This is a genomic window from Amycolatopsis decaplanina DSM 44594 (genome assembly GCF_000342005.1).
Lineage (GTDB): Bacteria > Actinomycetota > Actinomycetes > Mycobacteriales > Pseudonocardiaceae > Amycolatopsis > Amycolatopsis decaplanina.
Genome location: NZ_AOHO01000026.1, coordinates 166,799 through 180,620 on the forward strand (window position 1 = coordinate 166,799; position 13,822 = coordinate 180,620).

At 67.5% G+C, this 13,822-nt stretch carries 14 protein-coding genes and 1 tRNA gene; 6 read left to right on the forward strand and 9 right to left on the reverse strand.

Features of this window, described 5'->3' with window-relative positions:
• The first annotated feature begins 312 nt into the window (after nt 1-312).
• Together H074_RS04230 and H074_RS04235 are read left to right on the forward strand one after the other, a co-directional pair.
• The gene (locus tag H074_RS04230) at nt 313-1,434 is read left to right on the forward strand and encodes a hypothetical protein (protein WP_007028779.1); all 1,122 of its coding nucleotides are present in this window, start codon (nt 313-315) and stop codon (nt 1,432-1,434) included.
• 96 nt (nt 1,435-1,530) lie between these two features.
• The gene (locus H074_RS04235; protein WP_007028780.1) at nt 1,531-2,148 is read left to right on the forward strand and encodes an NAD(P)-dependent oxidoreductase; all 618 of its coding nucleotides are present in this window, start codon (nt 1,531-1,533) and stop codon (nt 2,146-2,148) included.
• Here H074_RS04235 and H074_RS04240 read toward each other — a convergent pair.
• The 5 genes from H074_RS04240 to H074_RS04260 all read right to left on the reverse strand — a co-directional run bounded on the left by H074_RS04240 (nt 2,142) and on the right by H074_RS04260 (nt 7,555).
• Entirely contained in the window at nt 2,142-3,011 is an 870-nt protein-coding gene (locus H074_RS04240) for a TIGR03621 family F420-dependent LLM class oxidoreductase (protein WP_007028781.1), read from the reverse strand. The two genes, H074_RS04235 and H074_RS04240, sit on opposite strands and share 7 nt — an antisense overlap.
• A gap of 171 nt (nt 3,012-3,182) precedes the next feature.
• A complete protein-coding gene (locus tag H074_RS04245) occupies nt 3,183-4,163 on the reverse strand; it encodes a ribose-phosphate diphosphokinase (protein WP_007028782.1) in 981 nt (326 codons plus the stop codon).
• Nucleotides 4,160-5,647 carry a bifunctional UDP-N-acetylglucosamine diphosphorylase/glucosamine-1-phosphate N-acetyltransferase GlmU gene (gene glmU, locus H074_RS04250; RefSeq protein ID WP_007028783.1) on the reverse strand — a complete coding sequence of 496 codons (1,488 nt, stop codon included), beginning with the start codon at nt 5,645-5,647 and terminating at the stop codon, nt 4,160-4,162. Before glmU ends, H074_RS04245 begins: the two co-directional genes overlap by 4 nt.
• 44 nt (nt 5,648-5,691) lie before the next feature.
• Nucleotides 5,692-7,440, reverse strand: coding sequence for a GGDEF domain-containing protein (locus H074_RS04255; protein WP_007028784.1), 1,749 nt, complete (start codon nt 7,438-7,440; stop codon nt 5,692-5,694).
• Nucleotides 7,441-7,483: 43 nt separating this feature from the next.
• A tRNA-Gln gene (locus H074_RS04260) sits at nt 7,484-7,555 on the reverse strand.
• A gap of 174 nt (nt 7,556-7,729) precedes the next feature.
• On the opposite strand from H074_RS04260, the gene H074_RS04265 reads away from it, so the two are divergent.
• The 3 genes from H074_RS04265 (at nt 7,730) to H074_RS04275 (ending at nt 10,090) form a co-directional block, all read left to right on the forward strand.
• Nucleotides 7,730-8,680, forward strand: coding sequence for an acyl-CoA desaturase (locus tag H074_RS04265; RefSeq protein ID WP_007028785.1), 951 nt, complete (start codon nt 7,730-7,732; stop codon nt 8,678-8,680).
• Between the two features lie 98 nt (nt 8,681-8,778).
• Nucleotides 8,779-9,372: a TetR/AcrR family transcriptional regulator gene (locus H074_RS04270; RefSeq protein WP_007028786.1), complete on the forward strand. Its 594-nt coding sequence runs from the start codon at nt 8,779-8,781 to the stop codon at nt 9,370-9,372.
• Nucleotides 9,373-9,454: 82 nt separating this feature from the next.
• The gene (locus H074_RS04275) at nt 9,455-10,090 is read left to right on the forward strand and encodes an LppU/SCO3897 family protein (RefSeq protein ID WP_007028787.1); all 636 of its coding nucleotides are present in this window, start codon (nt 9,455-9,457) and stop codon (nt 10,088-10,090) included.
• Between the two features lie 6 nt (nt 10,091-10,096).
• Here the strand turns inward: H074_RS04275 and H074_RS04280 are convergent, their stop codons facing one another.
• Nucleotides 10,097-10,489, reverse strand: coding sequence for an NUDIX hydrolase (locus tag H074_RS04280; RefSeq protein WP_007028788.1), 393 nt, complete (start codon nt 10,487-10,489; stop codon nt 10,097-10,099).
• Nucleotides 10,490-10,492: 3 nt separating this feature from the next.
• Complete coding sequence (locus H074_RS04285) at nt 10,493-11,014, reverse strand: isochorismatase family protein (RefSeq protein ID WP_007028789.1); 522 nt, start codon at nt 11,012-11,014, stop codon at nt 10,493-10,495.
• A gap of 31 nt (nt 11,015-11,045) precedes the next feature.
• Between H074_RS04285 and H074_RS04290 the strand changes: the two genes are divergently transcribed.
• On the forward strand, nt 11,046-11,771 hold the full coding sequence (locus H074_RS04290; protein WP_039921443.1) for an SDR family NAD(P)-dependent oxidoreductase: 726 nt from the start codon (nt 11,046-11,048) through the stop codon (nt 11,769-11,771).
• Here H074_RS04290 and H074_RS04295 read toward each other — a convergent pair.
• Together H074_RS04295 and H074_RS04300 are read right to left on the reverse strand one after the other, a co-directional pair.
• Nucleotides 11,768-12,952, reverse strand: a complete 1,185-nt coding sequence (locus H074_RS04295) for a PQQ-dependent sugar dehydrogenase (protein WP_007028791.1) — start codon at nt 12,950-12,952, stop codon at nt 11,768-11,770. The genes H074_RS04290 and H074_RS04295 overlap by 4 nt on opposite strands.
• A 47-nt stretch (nt 12,953-12,999) precedes the next feature.
• Nucleotides 13,000-13,764: a helix-turn-helix transcriptional regulator gene (locus H074_RS04300; protein ID WP_007028792.1), complete on the reverse strand. Its 765-nt coding sequence runs from the start codon at nt 13,762-13,764 to the stop codon at nt 13,000-13,002.
• Between the last annotated feature and the right edge of the window lie 58 nt (nt 13,765-13,822).

The window sequence follows — 13,822 nt, forward strand, 5'->3', positions numbered from 1 at the left end:
ATGTTCAGCGAAAGCATGCTGAGGTGGGGATGGTTCGGGGCGGTTCTGGTGTTCGGCGGCGAATTCCACAGGCGTGCTCGACCGCGTGTGGCCACTCAAGCCGCCGCGTCGATCACGTCGGGCACCAGGTGCTCACGGAACCCGCCTCGCCGAGACCGGGAAAGTGTAGACCAACCGGTCGTGCGGTGGTCCCGCCGGGTGGCTCGTTCAGGTGACAAGTCGGTGACAGCTGCTTTGGGGACCCGCGAATGTGGTGGTGCGAGACCCCTTTTCTAAGGTGTGATCTCCTCGCACGTGACACAAGGGGGCGGAATGCCGGCACGACGGTCGAGGATCGGCGCGATCGCCGCCTTGTGCTGCCTTGTGGCCGGTTGCGATGTCGCGGTCGACGGGGTGGCCGGGATCTCGCCCGCCGAGCAACAGCGGGTGGACCGGCGTGCCGAGCAACGCGGCGCTGTCGAAAGCGCGCTGAAGGAGCTTGAACAGGCGCCCGCCGTTGTCTACAAGTCGACAATCAAGGACGCTTCGGGCAAACCCGCCGAACTGGAGTTCCGTATCACCCGTAACGGCAGCGCGCACGGCGCGCTGCCGGTCGACGGCCAGGCCATTCAGGTCGTCTCCGCCGACAATCAGCTGTACCTCTCCGCGACGCCGGAGTACTGGAAAGCGCACGGGCTCGGAAACAGCGACCTGTACGGCACCAACTGGGTCCGCACGGACAGTTCGGACCTGCCGGTGAACGCGATCGAGTTGCTCAACCCGCGCAAGGCCGCGTCGACACTCAGGACCGCGGTGTCCGCGATGAACCCGCTGACCGATCCGGCCCGGTCGAAGCTGCCCGACGGAACAGAGGTCTACGACGTCGGGAGCGGACTCGGAACACTGCGGGTAACCACCGCGGTGCCGCACCGCGTCGTCAGTTTCGCGCCTTCTCTCGTCGCCGCGGCGGGCGGCAAGACACTCGGTGCCGAGATGCGGGTCGAGCCGCTCGCCGGGGATGCGCTCAAAAAACTCCAGACCGATCTGGACGGCGCGATCGGTGGGATCGGGCAGCCGTTCGACGCGCTCACACAGGTCAGGGTCAGCGTCGTCAACGACAAGCTGGACTGCACGGACTTCGTCGGAACCTGCAGGGCGACCATCGACGTCGCCAACACCGTCATCGGAGGCGTGCGCGGGACGCCCGTGCGCCTGACGCTGACCGTCGACTTCACCGCGCAGTCCCTCGGCGCGCAGACCTGCACGGCCGGCGCCGACGCGGCGCCGGACACCACGACGAGCATGTCCTGCGAGGTCAAGTTCAAACTTCCGAATCGGAACGCCAGTTATCAGGTGCAGGCGAAGCCGGCGGCGCGCGGTGAGGTCCGGGTGCCGGTCGACGTGAACGGCGTGCGCGAAAAGCTCAAGACCGAGTTCGCCACGCTGGGCGGCTGACCTGCACACTCACCCACAGGTGAGTTACATACGTTGAAGTAGTCGATCTCGCGTTCTTAGCATCGGCGTCGTCGCCGATGAAAAGGGAGAAACGCGATGGCGAAGTTGGTTGTGTTCGGAGGAACCGGGTACGCGGGCGGGAAAATCGCCGCAGAGGCACGCGGCCGCGGTCACGAGGTCCTGGCGGTGTCGAGGAACGCCGAAGGCGAGGGAACCAGGGCGGGCTCGCTCTACGACGAGGCCTTCCTGGTCGACGTCGCCAAGGGCGCCGACGTCCTGGTCATCGCGGTTCACGGGCAGAGCGGTCTGCCCGACGCGGTGCCTTCCATCGCTCAGGTCGCGAAGGACAACGGCGCGCGGATCGGCGTCGTCGGCGGGGCGGGCAGCCTGCACGTGGCCGAGGGCGGCCCGCGGCTGATCGACACCCCCGAGTTCCCGGACGAGTACAAGGGTGAAGCGGGGGCGCACGCCGAGGTGCTGGAAGCGCTCCGGAAGCTTCCCGAGGACATCGACTGGTTCTACCTCAGCCCGGCCGCGGAGTTCGGTGCGTGGGCGGAGGGCGAGCGGACCGGTGAGTTCCGGCTCGGCGGCGACGTGCTCCTGACCGACGAGAACGGTGGATCGAAGATCAGCGGCGCCGACTACGCGATCGCGTTCGTCGACGAGATCGACAAGCCGGAACGCCGCCGTCAGCGTTTCTGCGTGGCCTACTGACCGGACAGGTCCTTCACGACCGGGGCGAACGTTTCCATCATCGGTTCGAACACCGTGATGTAGGAGAAGCCGTACCGTTCGCGACGCTCCTGGAGTTGCCGGGCGATCTCATCGACGGTTCCGAAAAGCAACTGTGGCGTTTCGAGCAGCTTGTCCACATCGAGGCCGTCCGGGTCCTCTTCGTGCCAGGACTCGGCGGCCGCGCGCCGGTCGTCCGTGACGACGACCCGTTGGACGAGCATGTTCAGTTCGGGATCCCGGCCCTTCGTATGCGAGCGGAAGAAGGCGACGCGTTCGTCCATGCGTTCGGCATTGTCGAGCTGGAACGTGCCCGGCGGTTTCCCCGGTGCTTGACGAAGGCCCGCGAAGCCGGCGATGTCGGCTTCGCGGGCGGCGAGGGAGAGCACGCCATCGCTGTTGCCCGCGAGGAGCAGCGGCGGGGGCGTGATCCCTTCGTCGGCGAAGTGTTCTCGCAGGTGGTCAAGGCTCTTGGCGAGATACTCGATACGTTCCTTGGCCGGGATCCACGGCAGGCCGGCACCGTCGAATTCCGATTTCATGTGGCCGGAACCGAGACCGAGGTCCAGCCGGTCGCCCGTCATCTTCACCGTCGTGACGACTTCGCGTGCGAAGAGCGCGAAGTTGTAGAAGGGCACATTGGAGACGAGTGTGCCGACGCGGGGCCGTCGGGTCACCGCGGCGGCCATGGTCAGCGCAGGGAAAGGCGCGTTCCGTCCTGGGCCGAGATGATCGGGCACGGAGATGACGTCGTAGCCGAGGGCCTCGACGCGGCGGCACTTCGCGACCCAGTTTTCACGGTTCTCGGCGCCCCACAGGTTCACGCCGAACTTGAATTTCCCCATGAACGGAAACCTAGCCACGCTGGTTGGCCGGGCGCGCGTCGTTCGCGAGAAGCCGAAAACGAAGCAAAGGTCCCTTGCTTTCGCTGGGATCAGGCGTTGCCGTCGAAGAGGGACGTGACCGACCCGTCCTCGAAGACCTGCTGGATCGNGGGACCTTTGCTTTCGCTGGGATCAGGCGTTGCCGTCGAAGAGGGACGTGACCGACCCGTCCTCGAAGACCTGCTGGATCGCCTGCGCCAACAGCGGCGCGATGGACAGCACGGTCAGCCCGGGGAACCGCTTCTCCTCCGGGATCGGCAGCGTGTTGGTGACGATGACCTCGCGCGCCTTGCAGTTCGACAGCCGCTCGGTGGCGGGGTCGGACAGGATGCCGTGGGTCGAGGCGATGACGACGTCGGACGCGCCTTCGTCGAGCAGGGCCTCGGTGGCCTTCACGATCGTGCCGCCGGTGTCGATCATGTCGTCGATCAGCACGCACAGCTGACCGCGGACCTTGCCGACGACGCGGTTGGCGACGGCCTGGTTCGGCTTGTCCGGGTCGCGGGTCTTGTGGATGAAGGCGATCGGCCGGTCACCCAGCTGCGCCGCCCACTTCTCGGCGAGCCGCACGCGGCCCGAGTCCGGCGAGACGACGGTGATGTTCTCGTCCCGGTAGGTCTTGTTGATGTGCGCGGCCAGCACGTTCTGCGCGAGCAGGTGGTCGACGGGGCCGTCGAAGAAGCCCTGGATCTGCGCGGTGTGCAGGTCGACCGTCATGATCCGGTCGGCGCCCGCGGTCTTGAACAGGTCCGCGATCAGGCGCGCGGAGATCGGCTCGCGGCCCTTGTGCTTCTTGTCCTGCCGCGCGTACGGGTAGAACGGCATGATCACGGTGATCCGCTTGGCGCTCGCCCGCTTGAGGGCGTCCACCATGATCAGCTGCTCCATCACCCACTCGTTGATGGGCGCCGGGTGGCTCTGGATCACGAACGCGTCGGTCCCGCGCACCGATTCGTTGAACCGGACGAAGATCTCCCCGTTGGCGAAGTTGTGCGCGGTCTGCGGGACGACCGACACGTTGAGGTGCTTGGCCACCTCCTCCGCGAGTTCCGGGTGGGCGCGCCCGGAGAAGAGCATCAGGTTCTTCTTCGGTGTTCCGGACTTCGAGCTCATGCTGGCGACTCCCCGTCGTTTCCCTTGTTCGAATCGGACACGGCGGTGGTGTCCTGCTTCGCGGCGGAAGCTGCTTCCGCCGCGGGTGTGCCCGGCCTGCGCCGGGACACCCAGTCTTCGATGTTGCGCTGCGGCCCGGTGGACACGGCGAGCGCGCCCGGGGGCACGTCTTGCCTGATCACGGTGCCTGCCCCACTGTAGGCGCCATCGCCGATGGTCACCGGGGCGACGAACGTGTTGTCCGCGCCGAGCCGCACATGGGAGCCGATCGTGGTGTGGTGCTTGTTCACGCCGTCGTAGTTGACGAAGACGCTGGAACACCCGATGTTGCTGTTCTCGCCGATGGTCGCGTCGCCGACGTAGGTCAGGTGCGGAACCTTCGTCCCGGCGCCGATGTCGGCGTTCTTCGTCTCGACGAACGCGCCGAGTTTGCCCTTGGCCCCCAGCTTGGAGCCGGGGCGCAGGTAGGTGAACGGGCCGACCTTCACACCGTCGCCCAGTTCCGAATCCGAACCGTGCGTCCGCACCACCGACGCGCCCGCGCCGACGGAGACGTTCTCCAGAGTGCTGTCCGGGCCGATCTGTGTGCCCTCGCCGACCGAGGTCGAGCCCTTCAGCTGCACGCCGGGCTCGATGACGACGTCGCGCGACAAGGTCACGCCCGCGTCGATCCAGGTGCTCGCCGGGTCGACGACGGTCACGCCCGCCCGCTGCCAGCCGCGGACGATCCGGCGGTTCAGTTCGGCGCCGAGGACGGAGAGCTGAACGCGGTCGTTGACGCCTTCGGTCACCCACGGGTCGTCGATGACCAGCGCGCCGACGCCCTTGCCGTCGCCGCGGGCGATGCCGAGGACGTCGGTGAGGTAGAGCTCGCCCTGCGCGTTGTCCGTCGAAAGCCGCGAGAGCCCGTCGACCAGGACCGAAGCGTCGAAGGCGTAGACGCCGGAGTTGATTTCGGCGATTTCGTGCTGCTCGGGGGTGGCGTCCTTCTGCTCGACGATCGAGGTGACGACGCCGTTCTCGTCGCGGATGATCCGGCCGTAGCCGGTCGGGTCCTCGACGACCGCGGTCAGCACGGTGACCGCGTTACCGGTGGAGGTGTGCTCGGCGACCAGGGAAGCGAGTGTTTCGGTGTCGAGCAGCGGGACGTCGCCGTAGCTGACGACGACGGTGCCGGTCAGTCCGGCGGGCAGTGCCGAGAGCGCGCACGAGACGGCGTGCCCGGTGCCTTTCTGCTCCTCCTGGACAGCCGTGACGACCTCGCGGCCGAGCGCCTCGCCGACCTTCGCCAGCCGAGCTCCGACCGAGTCACGACCGTGGCCGATGACCACGACCAGGTGCTCCGGGTTCAGCCCCGCGGCTGCCCGCACCGCGTGCTCGACCAGCGGGCGGCCGGCGATCGGGTGCAGCACCTTCGGGGTGGACGAGCGCATGCGGGTGCCCTCACCCGCGGCGAGGATCAACGTGCTCAGCGGGCCGGTCACGGCACTCCCAACATTTCACCAACGGTGGTTGTCGGGCATTGATCCTACGTGGGCTGCTCGGCGTCCCACGCGGGGTCGGTCGGAGCGTCTTCACCGGGCCATCCGGTCACCGGATCGATGGCCATCGAGTTCACCGACGAAACCTGGTTCCCGCCGCCGCGTTTCGCCTGGTACATGGCCGCATCGGCGCGGGCGAGGACCTGTTCGGCCCGTTCCTGCGGGCGAAGCGAGACAAGGCCGACGGAGAGGGTGACGCCGTGCGAAAGATGGTGCGGCAGAGATGCGACGGCATTCACAGAACGGCCCAGCGCCTGCTTCGCCGCGGACGCCGGAGCCCCAGGTAGGAGCACGATGAACTCGTCTCCGCCGTATCGGGCGACGACGTCGTCACCGCGCAGGGCGTCGCGCAGCGTGCTCGCGATGACACGGAGCACGTTGTCACCTTCGGCGTGAGACTGCTTGTCGTTGACGTCCTTGAAGCCGTCGAGGTCGACCAGCGCGACGGCGAGCGGCTGGGCGTCGGCCGACGACGCCAGCGAACGCAGCTTTTCGTCGAGCGCGCGCCGGTTCGGCAGGCCGGTGAGCGGATCCTGGAGGGCCTGCTGGGTGATCGCGCCATGCTCGGCGGACAGGCGTTCGTGCTCCCGGCGCGCGTTGAGCGTGGCGATCTGTGATTCCCGCAGCGACCACATCTCCGTTTCCAGGATGGTCGCGTAGTCGATCAGCGACTGGCTCGCCCCGGAAGCGTAGTCCGGGGTGGTGTCGAGCCTGGCCAGCTCGCGGGCGAGGTTCAACCGCATCGAAGGCAGCGAGCCGTCCTCGTTGTCCTCGCGAACCTCTTTGAGCACCTGCAGTGCGTCCTCGCGGCGGCCGTCGTTGTCCAGGCAGCGGGCCAGTGCGATGGCGATGATCTCGCGTTCGTGCGGGAACACCAGTTCCGGATGCAGCAGCGAGTTCAACCGCTCGATATGCGACGAATCGGGCGACGCCAGCGCGGCCGCCGCGGCGAGCACGCCGACCTGGTCGATCGCGGGCACCCCCGCCTTGCGCGGGAAGAGCGACTCGGTGAACGGGCCTTCGGCGGCCTGGGCCATCGACGCCGCGGTGCGGAACTTGTCCGCTCCCTCGTCGTACCGCTCGATGCGTTCGAGCCGCAGGCCCCAGCCCAGCAGCATCTTGACCCGGTTGATCAGCTGGAGCGCGATCTCGTGCGGGCTCGCGCTGTCACGGATCGCCTGCGCGGCGCGGGCGATGGCCTCCTCGGCCGCCTCGTAGACGCCCAGCTGGTTCAGCACCAGCCAGCAGTCGACCAGGGTCGTGGACAGCATCCGGTCCCAGTTGCGCCTGCCGACCTGGCGGTCCGGGACCGCTGAGTCGTCGAGGATGGCCAGCGCCCTGGCGATCTCCGTGAGGGCGGCGTCCTCCTGTTTGGCGATCACCAGCCGGCGGCCGCGCATGGCGTGCGCGTCGGCCCGCATCAGCGCTAGACCGTGCCGCCTGGTGTGCGCGAGCATCTCGTCGAGCCGGGGTTCGGCTTCGGCGGCGAGGCCGCGGGTGACCAGCCTGGCCATCGCCGAGTAGCGCAGCAGCTGGGCGACCAGCAGGGGTTCGCCGCGGCGCTGCGTCTCGTCGAGGAGTTCGTCGAGGCTGGTGACGATGTCCAGCTGTTCGGCGAAGCTGACGCGCTGGATGGCCGCCCCGAGTTCGCGCGCGCGGCCATAGAGCCAGGCGTCGGACATCTCCGCAAGCGCCGGCCGCCTGCCACTGGTCGTCGCGTCCTCGGTCAGCCGCACACACCCCCACCGTTGAAAACGCCGCTGGTCATCTGTTCGTCTGCTCCGCCGCCAGGATTCGAACCTGAACTGTCAGAACCAAAATCTGAAGTGCTGCCGATTACACTACGGCGGATCGATCCTGGTCAGGATAGCCATGCCGGGGACCTCCGTGTGCGCCCGGGGGTTGTCTCGCCATCGCGGGCACTCCACAGGGGACGAAACCTCCTGTACCGTAACTTACGGCATCGTAGGTAAGGTCACCCTTAGGGAAACCCTAAAGGGTTGCGCGAAGAAAAGAAGTGACTGCATGACGGCTACCCTCGACCGTTCCCAGAAGCCCGCGAAGGGCCCCAAGCCGGTTATCGAAGGACATCGATCGAGCGCCGTGCAGCTCTCGGTCTACCTCGGGGTCATCTTCCCGCTCGCCGCGTTGCTCGCGGCCGTCCCGTTCGCCTGGGGCTGGGGACTGACCTGGGTCGACGTCGGCCTGTTCGTGGTCTTCTACGCGATCAGCGGACTCGGTATCACCGTCTCGTACCACCGTTACTTCACGCACGGCTCGTTCAAGGCCAAGCCGTGGCTGCGCGTCGTGATGGCGATCGCCGGCAGCATGGCCGTCCAGGGGCCCGTGATCACCTGGGTCGCCGACCACCGGCGCCACCACGCCTTCTCCGACCGCGACGGCGACCCGCATTCGCCGTGGCTGTTCGGCACCTCGCCACTCGCCATCGCCAAGGGGTTCTGGCACGCGCACATGGGCTGGCTGTTCGAGCGCGACCAGACCAACGCGGAGCGTTTCGCGCCGGACCTGGTGAAGGATCCGGCCATCAAGAAGGTCGACGACCTGTTCTGGCTGTGGAGTCTGCTCACCCTGGTGCTGCCCGGGATCCTGGGCGGGCTGATCACCTGGTCTTTCTGGGGAGCGGTGACCGCGTTCTTCTGGGCCGGGCTGGTGCGGGTCTGCGTGTTGCACCACGTGACCTGGTCGGTCAACTCGGTCTGCCACATGATCGGCGAGCGCCCGTTCGCCGCCCGCGACAAGTCGGCCAACTTCTGGCCGCTGGCGATCTTCTCCTTCGGCGAGTCGTGGCACAACCTGCACCACGCCGACCCGACCTCGGCGCGGCACGGTGTGCAGCGCGGTCAGATCGACATTTCCGCGCGGCTGATTTGGATCTTCGAGAAGTTCGGCTGGGCCTACGACGTGCGCTGGCCGACCCCGCAGCGCCTCGCGCGCATCGCCACTGAAAGCAAATAGCGAGGTCGCGTTAGTCTTCTGCGATGGCGGGGAGAAGGCGAACCAAACGTGAAGCGGTCACCGGGGCGCGTCCTGTCGCTCCGGTGGCCCGGGTGCGGATGACGGGGAGCGAGCGCAGGCAGCAGCTGCTCAACGTCGCCAGGGCCCTTTTCGCGGAAAAGGGTTTCGAAGGAACGTCCATCGAGGAGATCGCGCACCGTGCGAACGTCTCCAAACCGGTGGTGTACGAGCACTTCGGCGGCAAGGAAGGCATCTACGCCGTCGTCGTCGACCGTGAGACGCAACTGCTGCTCGACCGGATGGTCTCCACCCTCCACGGTGGACACCCGAGGGTGATGCTGGAGCAGGCGGCGATCGCGTTGCTCTCCTATGTCGAAGATTCGCACGACGGCTTCCGCATCCTGGTGCGGGACTCGCCGGTCGCGAGTTCGACAGGCACGTTCTCGACGGTGCTGAACGACATCGCCAGCCAGGTCGAGCACATTCTCGCGCAGCAGTTCGCCGCGCGGGGCTACGACGAAAAGCTGGCCGCGCTGTACGCGCAGGCGCTCGTCGGGATGGTCGCGTTGACCGGGCAATGGTGGCTCGACGCCCGGAAGCCGAAGCGCGACGAGGTCGCCGCGCATCTGGTCAACCTGGCCTGGAACGGTCTGTCCAATTTGGAACACAAACCCAAGCTGCGGCTGTACTGAGACCTGCGTCGCGCGGCCGTAACGTTTCCCCGGCCCCGAGCGCTACGTCCCCCATAGAGAGCATTTGACTGGGGGAACCACCGTGGAGAACTATCCCGCGCCCGCCGTGGAACAGATGGTGCCGCAGAAGAAGACGTGGCTGAAGCCCGTCATCCGGCTGGGCATCTTCGCCGTCATCGCCGTGATCGCGTTCTTCGTCGCGAATCCGTTCACGGCGTCGAGCACCGAGGTCGGCGCCTGCCTCAAGGGCGACGTCGACAACGCGGACAGCGTCGAAAAATCCGAATGCGGAACGCCGGACGCGAGCTTCAAGGTCGTCGGGAAACAGGACGGAAAGTCGGAAATCGGGCTCAAGCTTTCGGGTGGGTCCGAATGCGACGACTATCCGACGACCGACGCGTACTTCTTCCAGGGGAAGAAGGGGGCCAGTGACGGCACCCTGCTCTGCTTGGAAGACCTGAAGAACCCGGGCGAGCGGGCGCCGGTCGTCGGTGATTGCCTTCCCGACGGCGTGGTCGACGCGAAGAAGCTCACGAAGGCGGACTGCGCGACAGCGCGGTACAAGGTCCTCGCCATCGAAAAGAGCACGGCGTTCCTCGTCGACGGGAGCACGGTGTGCACCCAGGTGCCGTCGACCGACGAAAAGATCATGTGGCAGCGGTCGGGTGGCACGCTCCCGCAGTCGCGGGTGCTGTGCCTGGACGACCTCAAGAAGTAGCGGTCGTCAGCGCAGGAGGCCGGTCTCCAGCAGGTGGTCGAAGATGATCTTGTCCACCGCGGAGACCCTGCCTCTGTCCTCGTAGCCGAGCCACGCGACTTCCTCGATTTCGTTGCTGGCCGCGAGCGTTCCGCTGAATTCGGCCGTGTAGCAGGTCATCCGGACCAGGAGTCCCATCGCGTGTCCGTCGGCCTGCGCTTCGAAGATCCCGGCGGGCTCGATGTTCGCTGGATCGATCTCGACGGTCAGTTCCTCGCGGATCTCCCGGATCAGCGTCTCGGTGTCGCTTTCGCCGGGTTCGCGTTTGCCGCCGGGCAGGTAGAACACGGACTTGCCGCGCGACCGGGTGCTCAGGATCCGGCCGTCCCGCAGGTACAGCCAAGCGATCTTGTCGATCATGATTCAGCCCAGTGCCGCGGCGGTCTCGGCGGTCGTGAGCACTTCGCCCAGCCTCGGGAACACCTTCGTGATCGCCGATTCGTGGGAGATCGCGGCGATGCCCGCCATCGCGTCCGAAACGGCGATGGTCTCGTAGGCGTGGTCGATCGCGGCCCGCAGCGTCGATTCGACGCCGTACTCCGTGGCGATCCCGGCGAGCACCAGCGTCTTCACACCGAGTCCGCGCAGGAGTTCGTCGAGTCCGGTGCGGTGGAACGCGCCGATCGTGTTCTTGGTGATCAGATGCTCGCCTTCGCGAGGCGTCAGTTCGGCGACCAGTTCACTGCCGGGCGGCTGCTCGTCGACCCCCGGCCGGTGCGCCCGCACGTGGATGATCGGTGAGCCGGCCGCGCTGAAGGCGTCTCGCAACAGGACGGCGTTCGACACGACTTCGGCGCCTTCGATCGGGACGGTCTCCAGTGCGACGATCCGGGTCTGGAGGTCGATCAGGACGAGCGCCGTCGTCGCCGGGTCGATCTTCGTCATGAGGGAAGCCTAGTGTCCCTATGCTGGAGGCATGGGGCGGAACAGGGAAGTAGTGGTCACCGGCGGCGGAACGGGAATCGGCTACGCCGTCGCGGCGGCGCTCGCCGCGCGAGGTGATCGGGTGACGATCACCGGTCGCCGCGAACAGGTCCTCACCGAGGCGGCCACGTTGCTCGGCGCGAACCCGGTCCCGTTCGACGCGGCCGACCCGGACGCCGTGGAACAGGCGCTGACCGCGTTGCCGGAACACGTCGACGTCCTGGTCAACAACGCCGGCGGGAACACCGATTTCCGGAACGGCCCCGCCGAAGACCTGAAAGTGTTCGCCGCGAACTGGCAGGCCAACCTCGACGCGAACGTGTTCAGTGCCGTCCTGGTCACCCGCGCCTTGCGGAAAAGGTTCGCCGACGGCGCGCGGATCGTCACCATCGGCTCCATCGCCGCGCGCACCGGGGCCGGTTCCTACGGTGCCGCCAAGGCCGCGCTGGAGGCCTGGAACGTCGACATGGCAAGGGAATTCGGGCCGCGCGGGATCACCGCGAACATCGTCGCGCCCGGACTGGTCGGGGACACCGAGTTCTTCAACGGCAAGCTGTCCGACGAGCGCCGGGCGTGGCTGATCGGCAACACACTGACCAAACGCGCCGGCGAGCCCGCGGACGTCGCCGAAGTGGTGGCCTTCCTGGCGAGCCCTGAGGCGCGGCACATCACCGGTCAGGTCGTCCACGTCAACGGCGGCGCGCACCTCGGCCGCTAGCCGCCCGGGGTGACCTTGAGCAGCTTGTCGTCCTGGCCTTCCGAAGTCGTGATGTAGAGGGCGCCGTCCGGGCCGCTACGGACGGCTCGCAGCCTGCCGAACTTGTCGTCGAACTCGGGCGGCAGTGTCACTTCGGTGACCTTGCCCGCGTCGTCGAGGCGGAACAGCAGGAGCTTCTGGCCTTTCAGCGCGGTCACGGCGAGCGAACCTTCGAGCGCTCCCCACTGTGCTCCGGTGAGGAACTCCGCGCCGCAGATCGCCTCGGTGATCTCACCGGTCGTCCACAAAGGACTGACAGCGTCCGGGAAGCGCTGCTTGTCGGTCATCGGGACGCTTTCGTCGTAGTCGGTCTCGGTGCCGCCCTTGGACGGGTCCCAGCCGTAGTTCGCGCCCGCGGTTTCCAGGTTGACTTCGTCGTCGATGGTCGGCCCGTGTTCGGCGGTGAACACCTGCCCGGTGCCCGGGCGGACCGTGACGCCCTGGACGTTGCGGTGCCCGTAGGTGAACACGCGCTGTTCGTTCGGGTTCGCCGACGAGATGAACGGGTTGTCCGGCAACGCGTTCCCGGTCTTCGCGTCGACGCGCAGCACCTTGCCGCCGAGACTCGTCCGGTCCTGCGGGTGCCGCGGGCGGGCGGTGTCGCCGGTGCCGACGAGCAGCGCCCCGTCCGCGCCGAACGCGGGACGGCAGCCGGAGTGCCTGCCGCTGGGGTTCACCGGCAGCCCGGTCAGCAGGTCCTTGACCTTCGTGGCGCTCGCGCCGTCGTCCGAAAGCCGCCAGGTGACCAGCCGGATGTCGACGGCGTTGTCGCCCTCCTTGTGGGCCTGGCAGGTGATGAACTCGCGCGACGTCGCGAAGTCCTTGCTGATCACCATCCCCATCAGGCCGCCTTCGCCGCGTACGTGGACGTCGGAGAAATCGGCGGCGACGTCGCGTTTCGTGCCGCCGTCGATCAGGGCCAGCTTCCCGGGGCGCTGGGTGACGAGGATCTTCCCGTCCGGCAGGAAGCCGACGTCCCAGCCGTGTTCGAGCCCGGTCGTCACCTGCTCGACCTTCAGTTTCGACACGGCGGGCTTCGAAGTGACCGGTGGTGCGCTCTGCACCGTTTCGCTCGACGCGCCGGAACAGGCCGTGACCAGCAAGGACAGGGACACGAACGCGGCGACGGCGGGAGTGCGCATGGCATCAGCATGCCAGCCTCGCCAATCGCCCGGGAGGAACGAACCGGTCATCCGATGAGGATCGCGGCCGTCTCGGCGTCGGCGGGAAGGAACGTCTCCAGTTTCAATTCCGACACCGTCACGTCGGCCGCGGTCGCGAACGTCGTGATGGCCGTGATCAGCCGTAGCTCGCCCGCCGAAGTGGACAGGCGCATCGGCACCGCGAACCCGAGGTGGTCAGGGCCGGGCTGCCCCGGCTCGGGGACGTAACCTTCGAGTTCGGCGAGCAACTCGGCGAGCCGCTCGTCCGGCGCGTGCGCGATCTCCTGTGTCAGCCGTTCCAGGATGTGCCGGGCCCAGTCCGCGAGGTTCCGTACCCGCGGCGCCATCCCCTTCGGATGCAACGCGAGCCGCAGGGTGTTGACCGGCTCCTCCAGCAGTTCCGGCGCCACGTCCTCGAAGAGCAGGTCGAGCGCGTCGTTGCGGGCGACGAGCACGCCATAGCGGTCGACCACGATGGCCGGGTACGGCCGGTGCCCGTCGAGCAGCCGCCGCATGCCGTCGAGGACCGGCTTCAACCCGGGATCGTCCAGTCTCGTTTCGGGAAAACCCGGGGCGAACCCGGCCGCGAGCAGCAGGCCGTTGCGTTCCCGAAGCGGGAGTTCGAGTGATTCGGCGACGCGCAACACCAGGCCGCGGCCGGGGATCGACCGGCCGCCTTCCAGGAAACTCACGTGCCGCTGGGTGGTTCCCGCCCGGAGCGCCAGTTCCAGCTGGGACAGCCGACGCCGCTCACGCCAGCCCCGCAGCGCGGGGCCGAATCCGGAAACCATGGTCGTCATCTTGGCCGAGACGCCGACAGCACCGCCATTCCTTCGAGGGAATTGAGGC

What these genes read in the sequence shown, in the direction of transcription:
- H074_RS04230 (WP_007028779.1), top strand. Translation starts at nt 313, where the DNA reads ATGCCGGCACGACGGTCGAGGATCGGCGCGATCGCCGCCTTGTGCTGC.
- H074_RS04235 (WP_007028780.1), top strand. Translation starts at nt 1,531, where the DNA reads ATGGCGAAGTTGGTTGTGTTCGGAGGAACCGGGTACGCGGGCGGGAAA.
- H074_RS04240 (WP_007028781.1), bottom strand. Translation starts at nt 3,011, where the DNA reads ATGGGGAAATTCAAGTTCGGCGTGAACCTGTGGGGCGCCGAGAACCGT.
- H074_RS04245 (WP_007028782.1), bottom strand. Translation starts at nt 4,163, where the DNA reads ATGAGCTCGAAGTCCGGAACACCGAAGAAGAACCTGATGCTCTTCTCC.
- H074_RS04265 (WP_007028785.1), top strand. Translation starts at nt 7,730, where the DNA reads ATGACGGCTACCCTCGACCGTTCCCAGAAGCCCGCGAAGGGCCCCAAG.
- H074_RS04270 (WP_007028786.1), top strand. Translation starts at nt 8,779, where the DNA reads ATGACGGGGAGCGAGCGCAGGCAGCAGCTGCTCAACGTCGCCAGGGCC.
- H074_RS04280 (WP_007028788.1), bottom strand. Translation starts at nt 10,489, where the DNA reads ATGATCGACAAGATCGCTTGGCTGTACCTGCGGGACGGCCGGATCCTG.
- H074_RS04285 (WP_007028789.1), bottom strand. Translation starts at nt 11,014, where the DNA reads ATGACGAAGATCGACCCGGCGACGACGGCGCTCGTCCTGATCGACCTC.
- H074_RS04290 (WP_039921443.1), top strand. Translation starts at nt 11,046, where the DNA reads ATGGGGCGGAACAGGGAAGTAGTGGTCACCGGCGGCGGAACGGGAATC.
- H074_RS04295 (WP_007028791.1), bottom strand. Translation starts at nt 12,952, where the DNA reads ATGCGCACTCCCGCCGTCGCCGCGTTCGTGTCCCTGTCCTTGCTGGTC.
- H074_RS04300 (WP_007028792.1), bottom strand. Translation starts at nt 13,764, where the DNA reads ATGGTTTCCGGATTCGGCCCCGCGCTGCGGGGCTGGCGTGAGCGGCGT.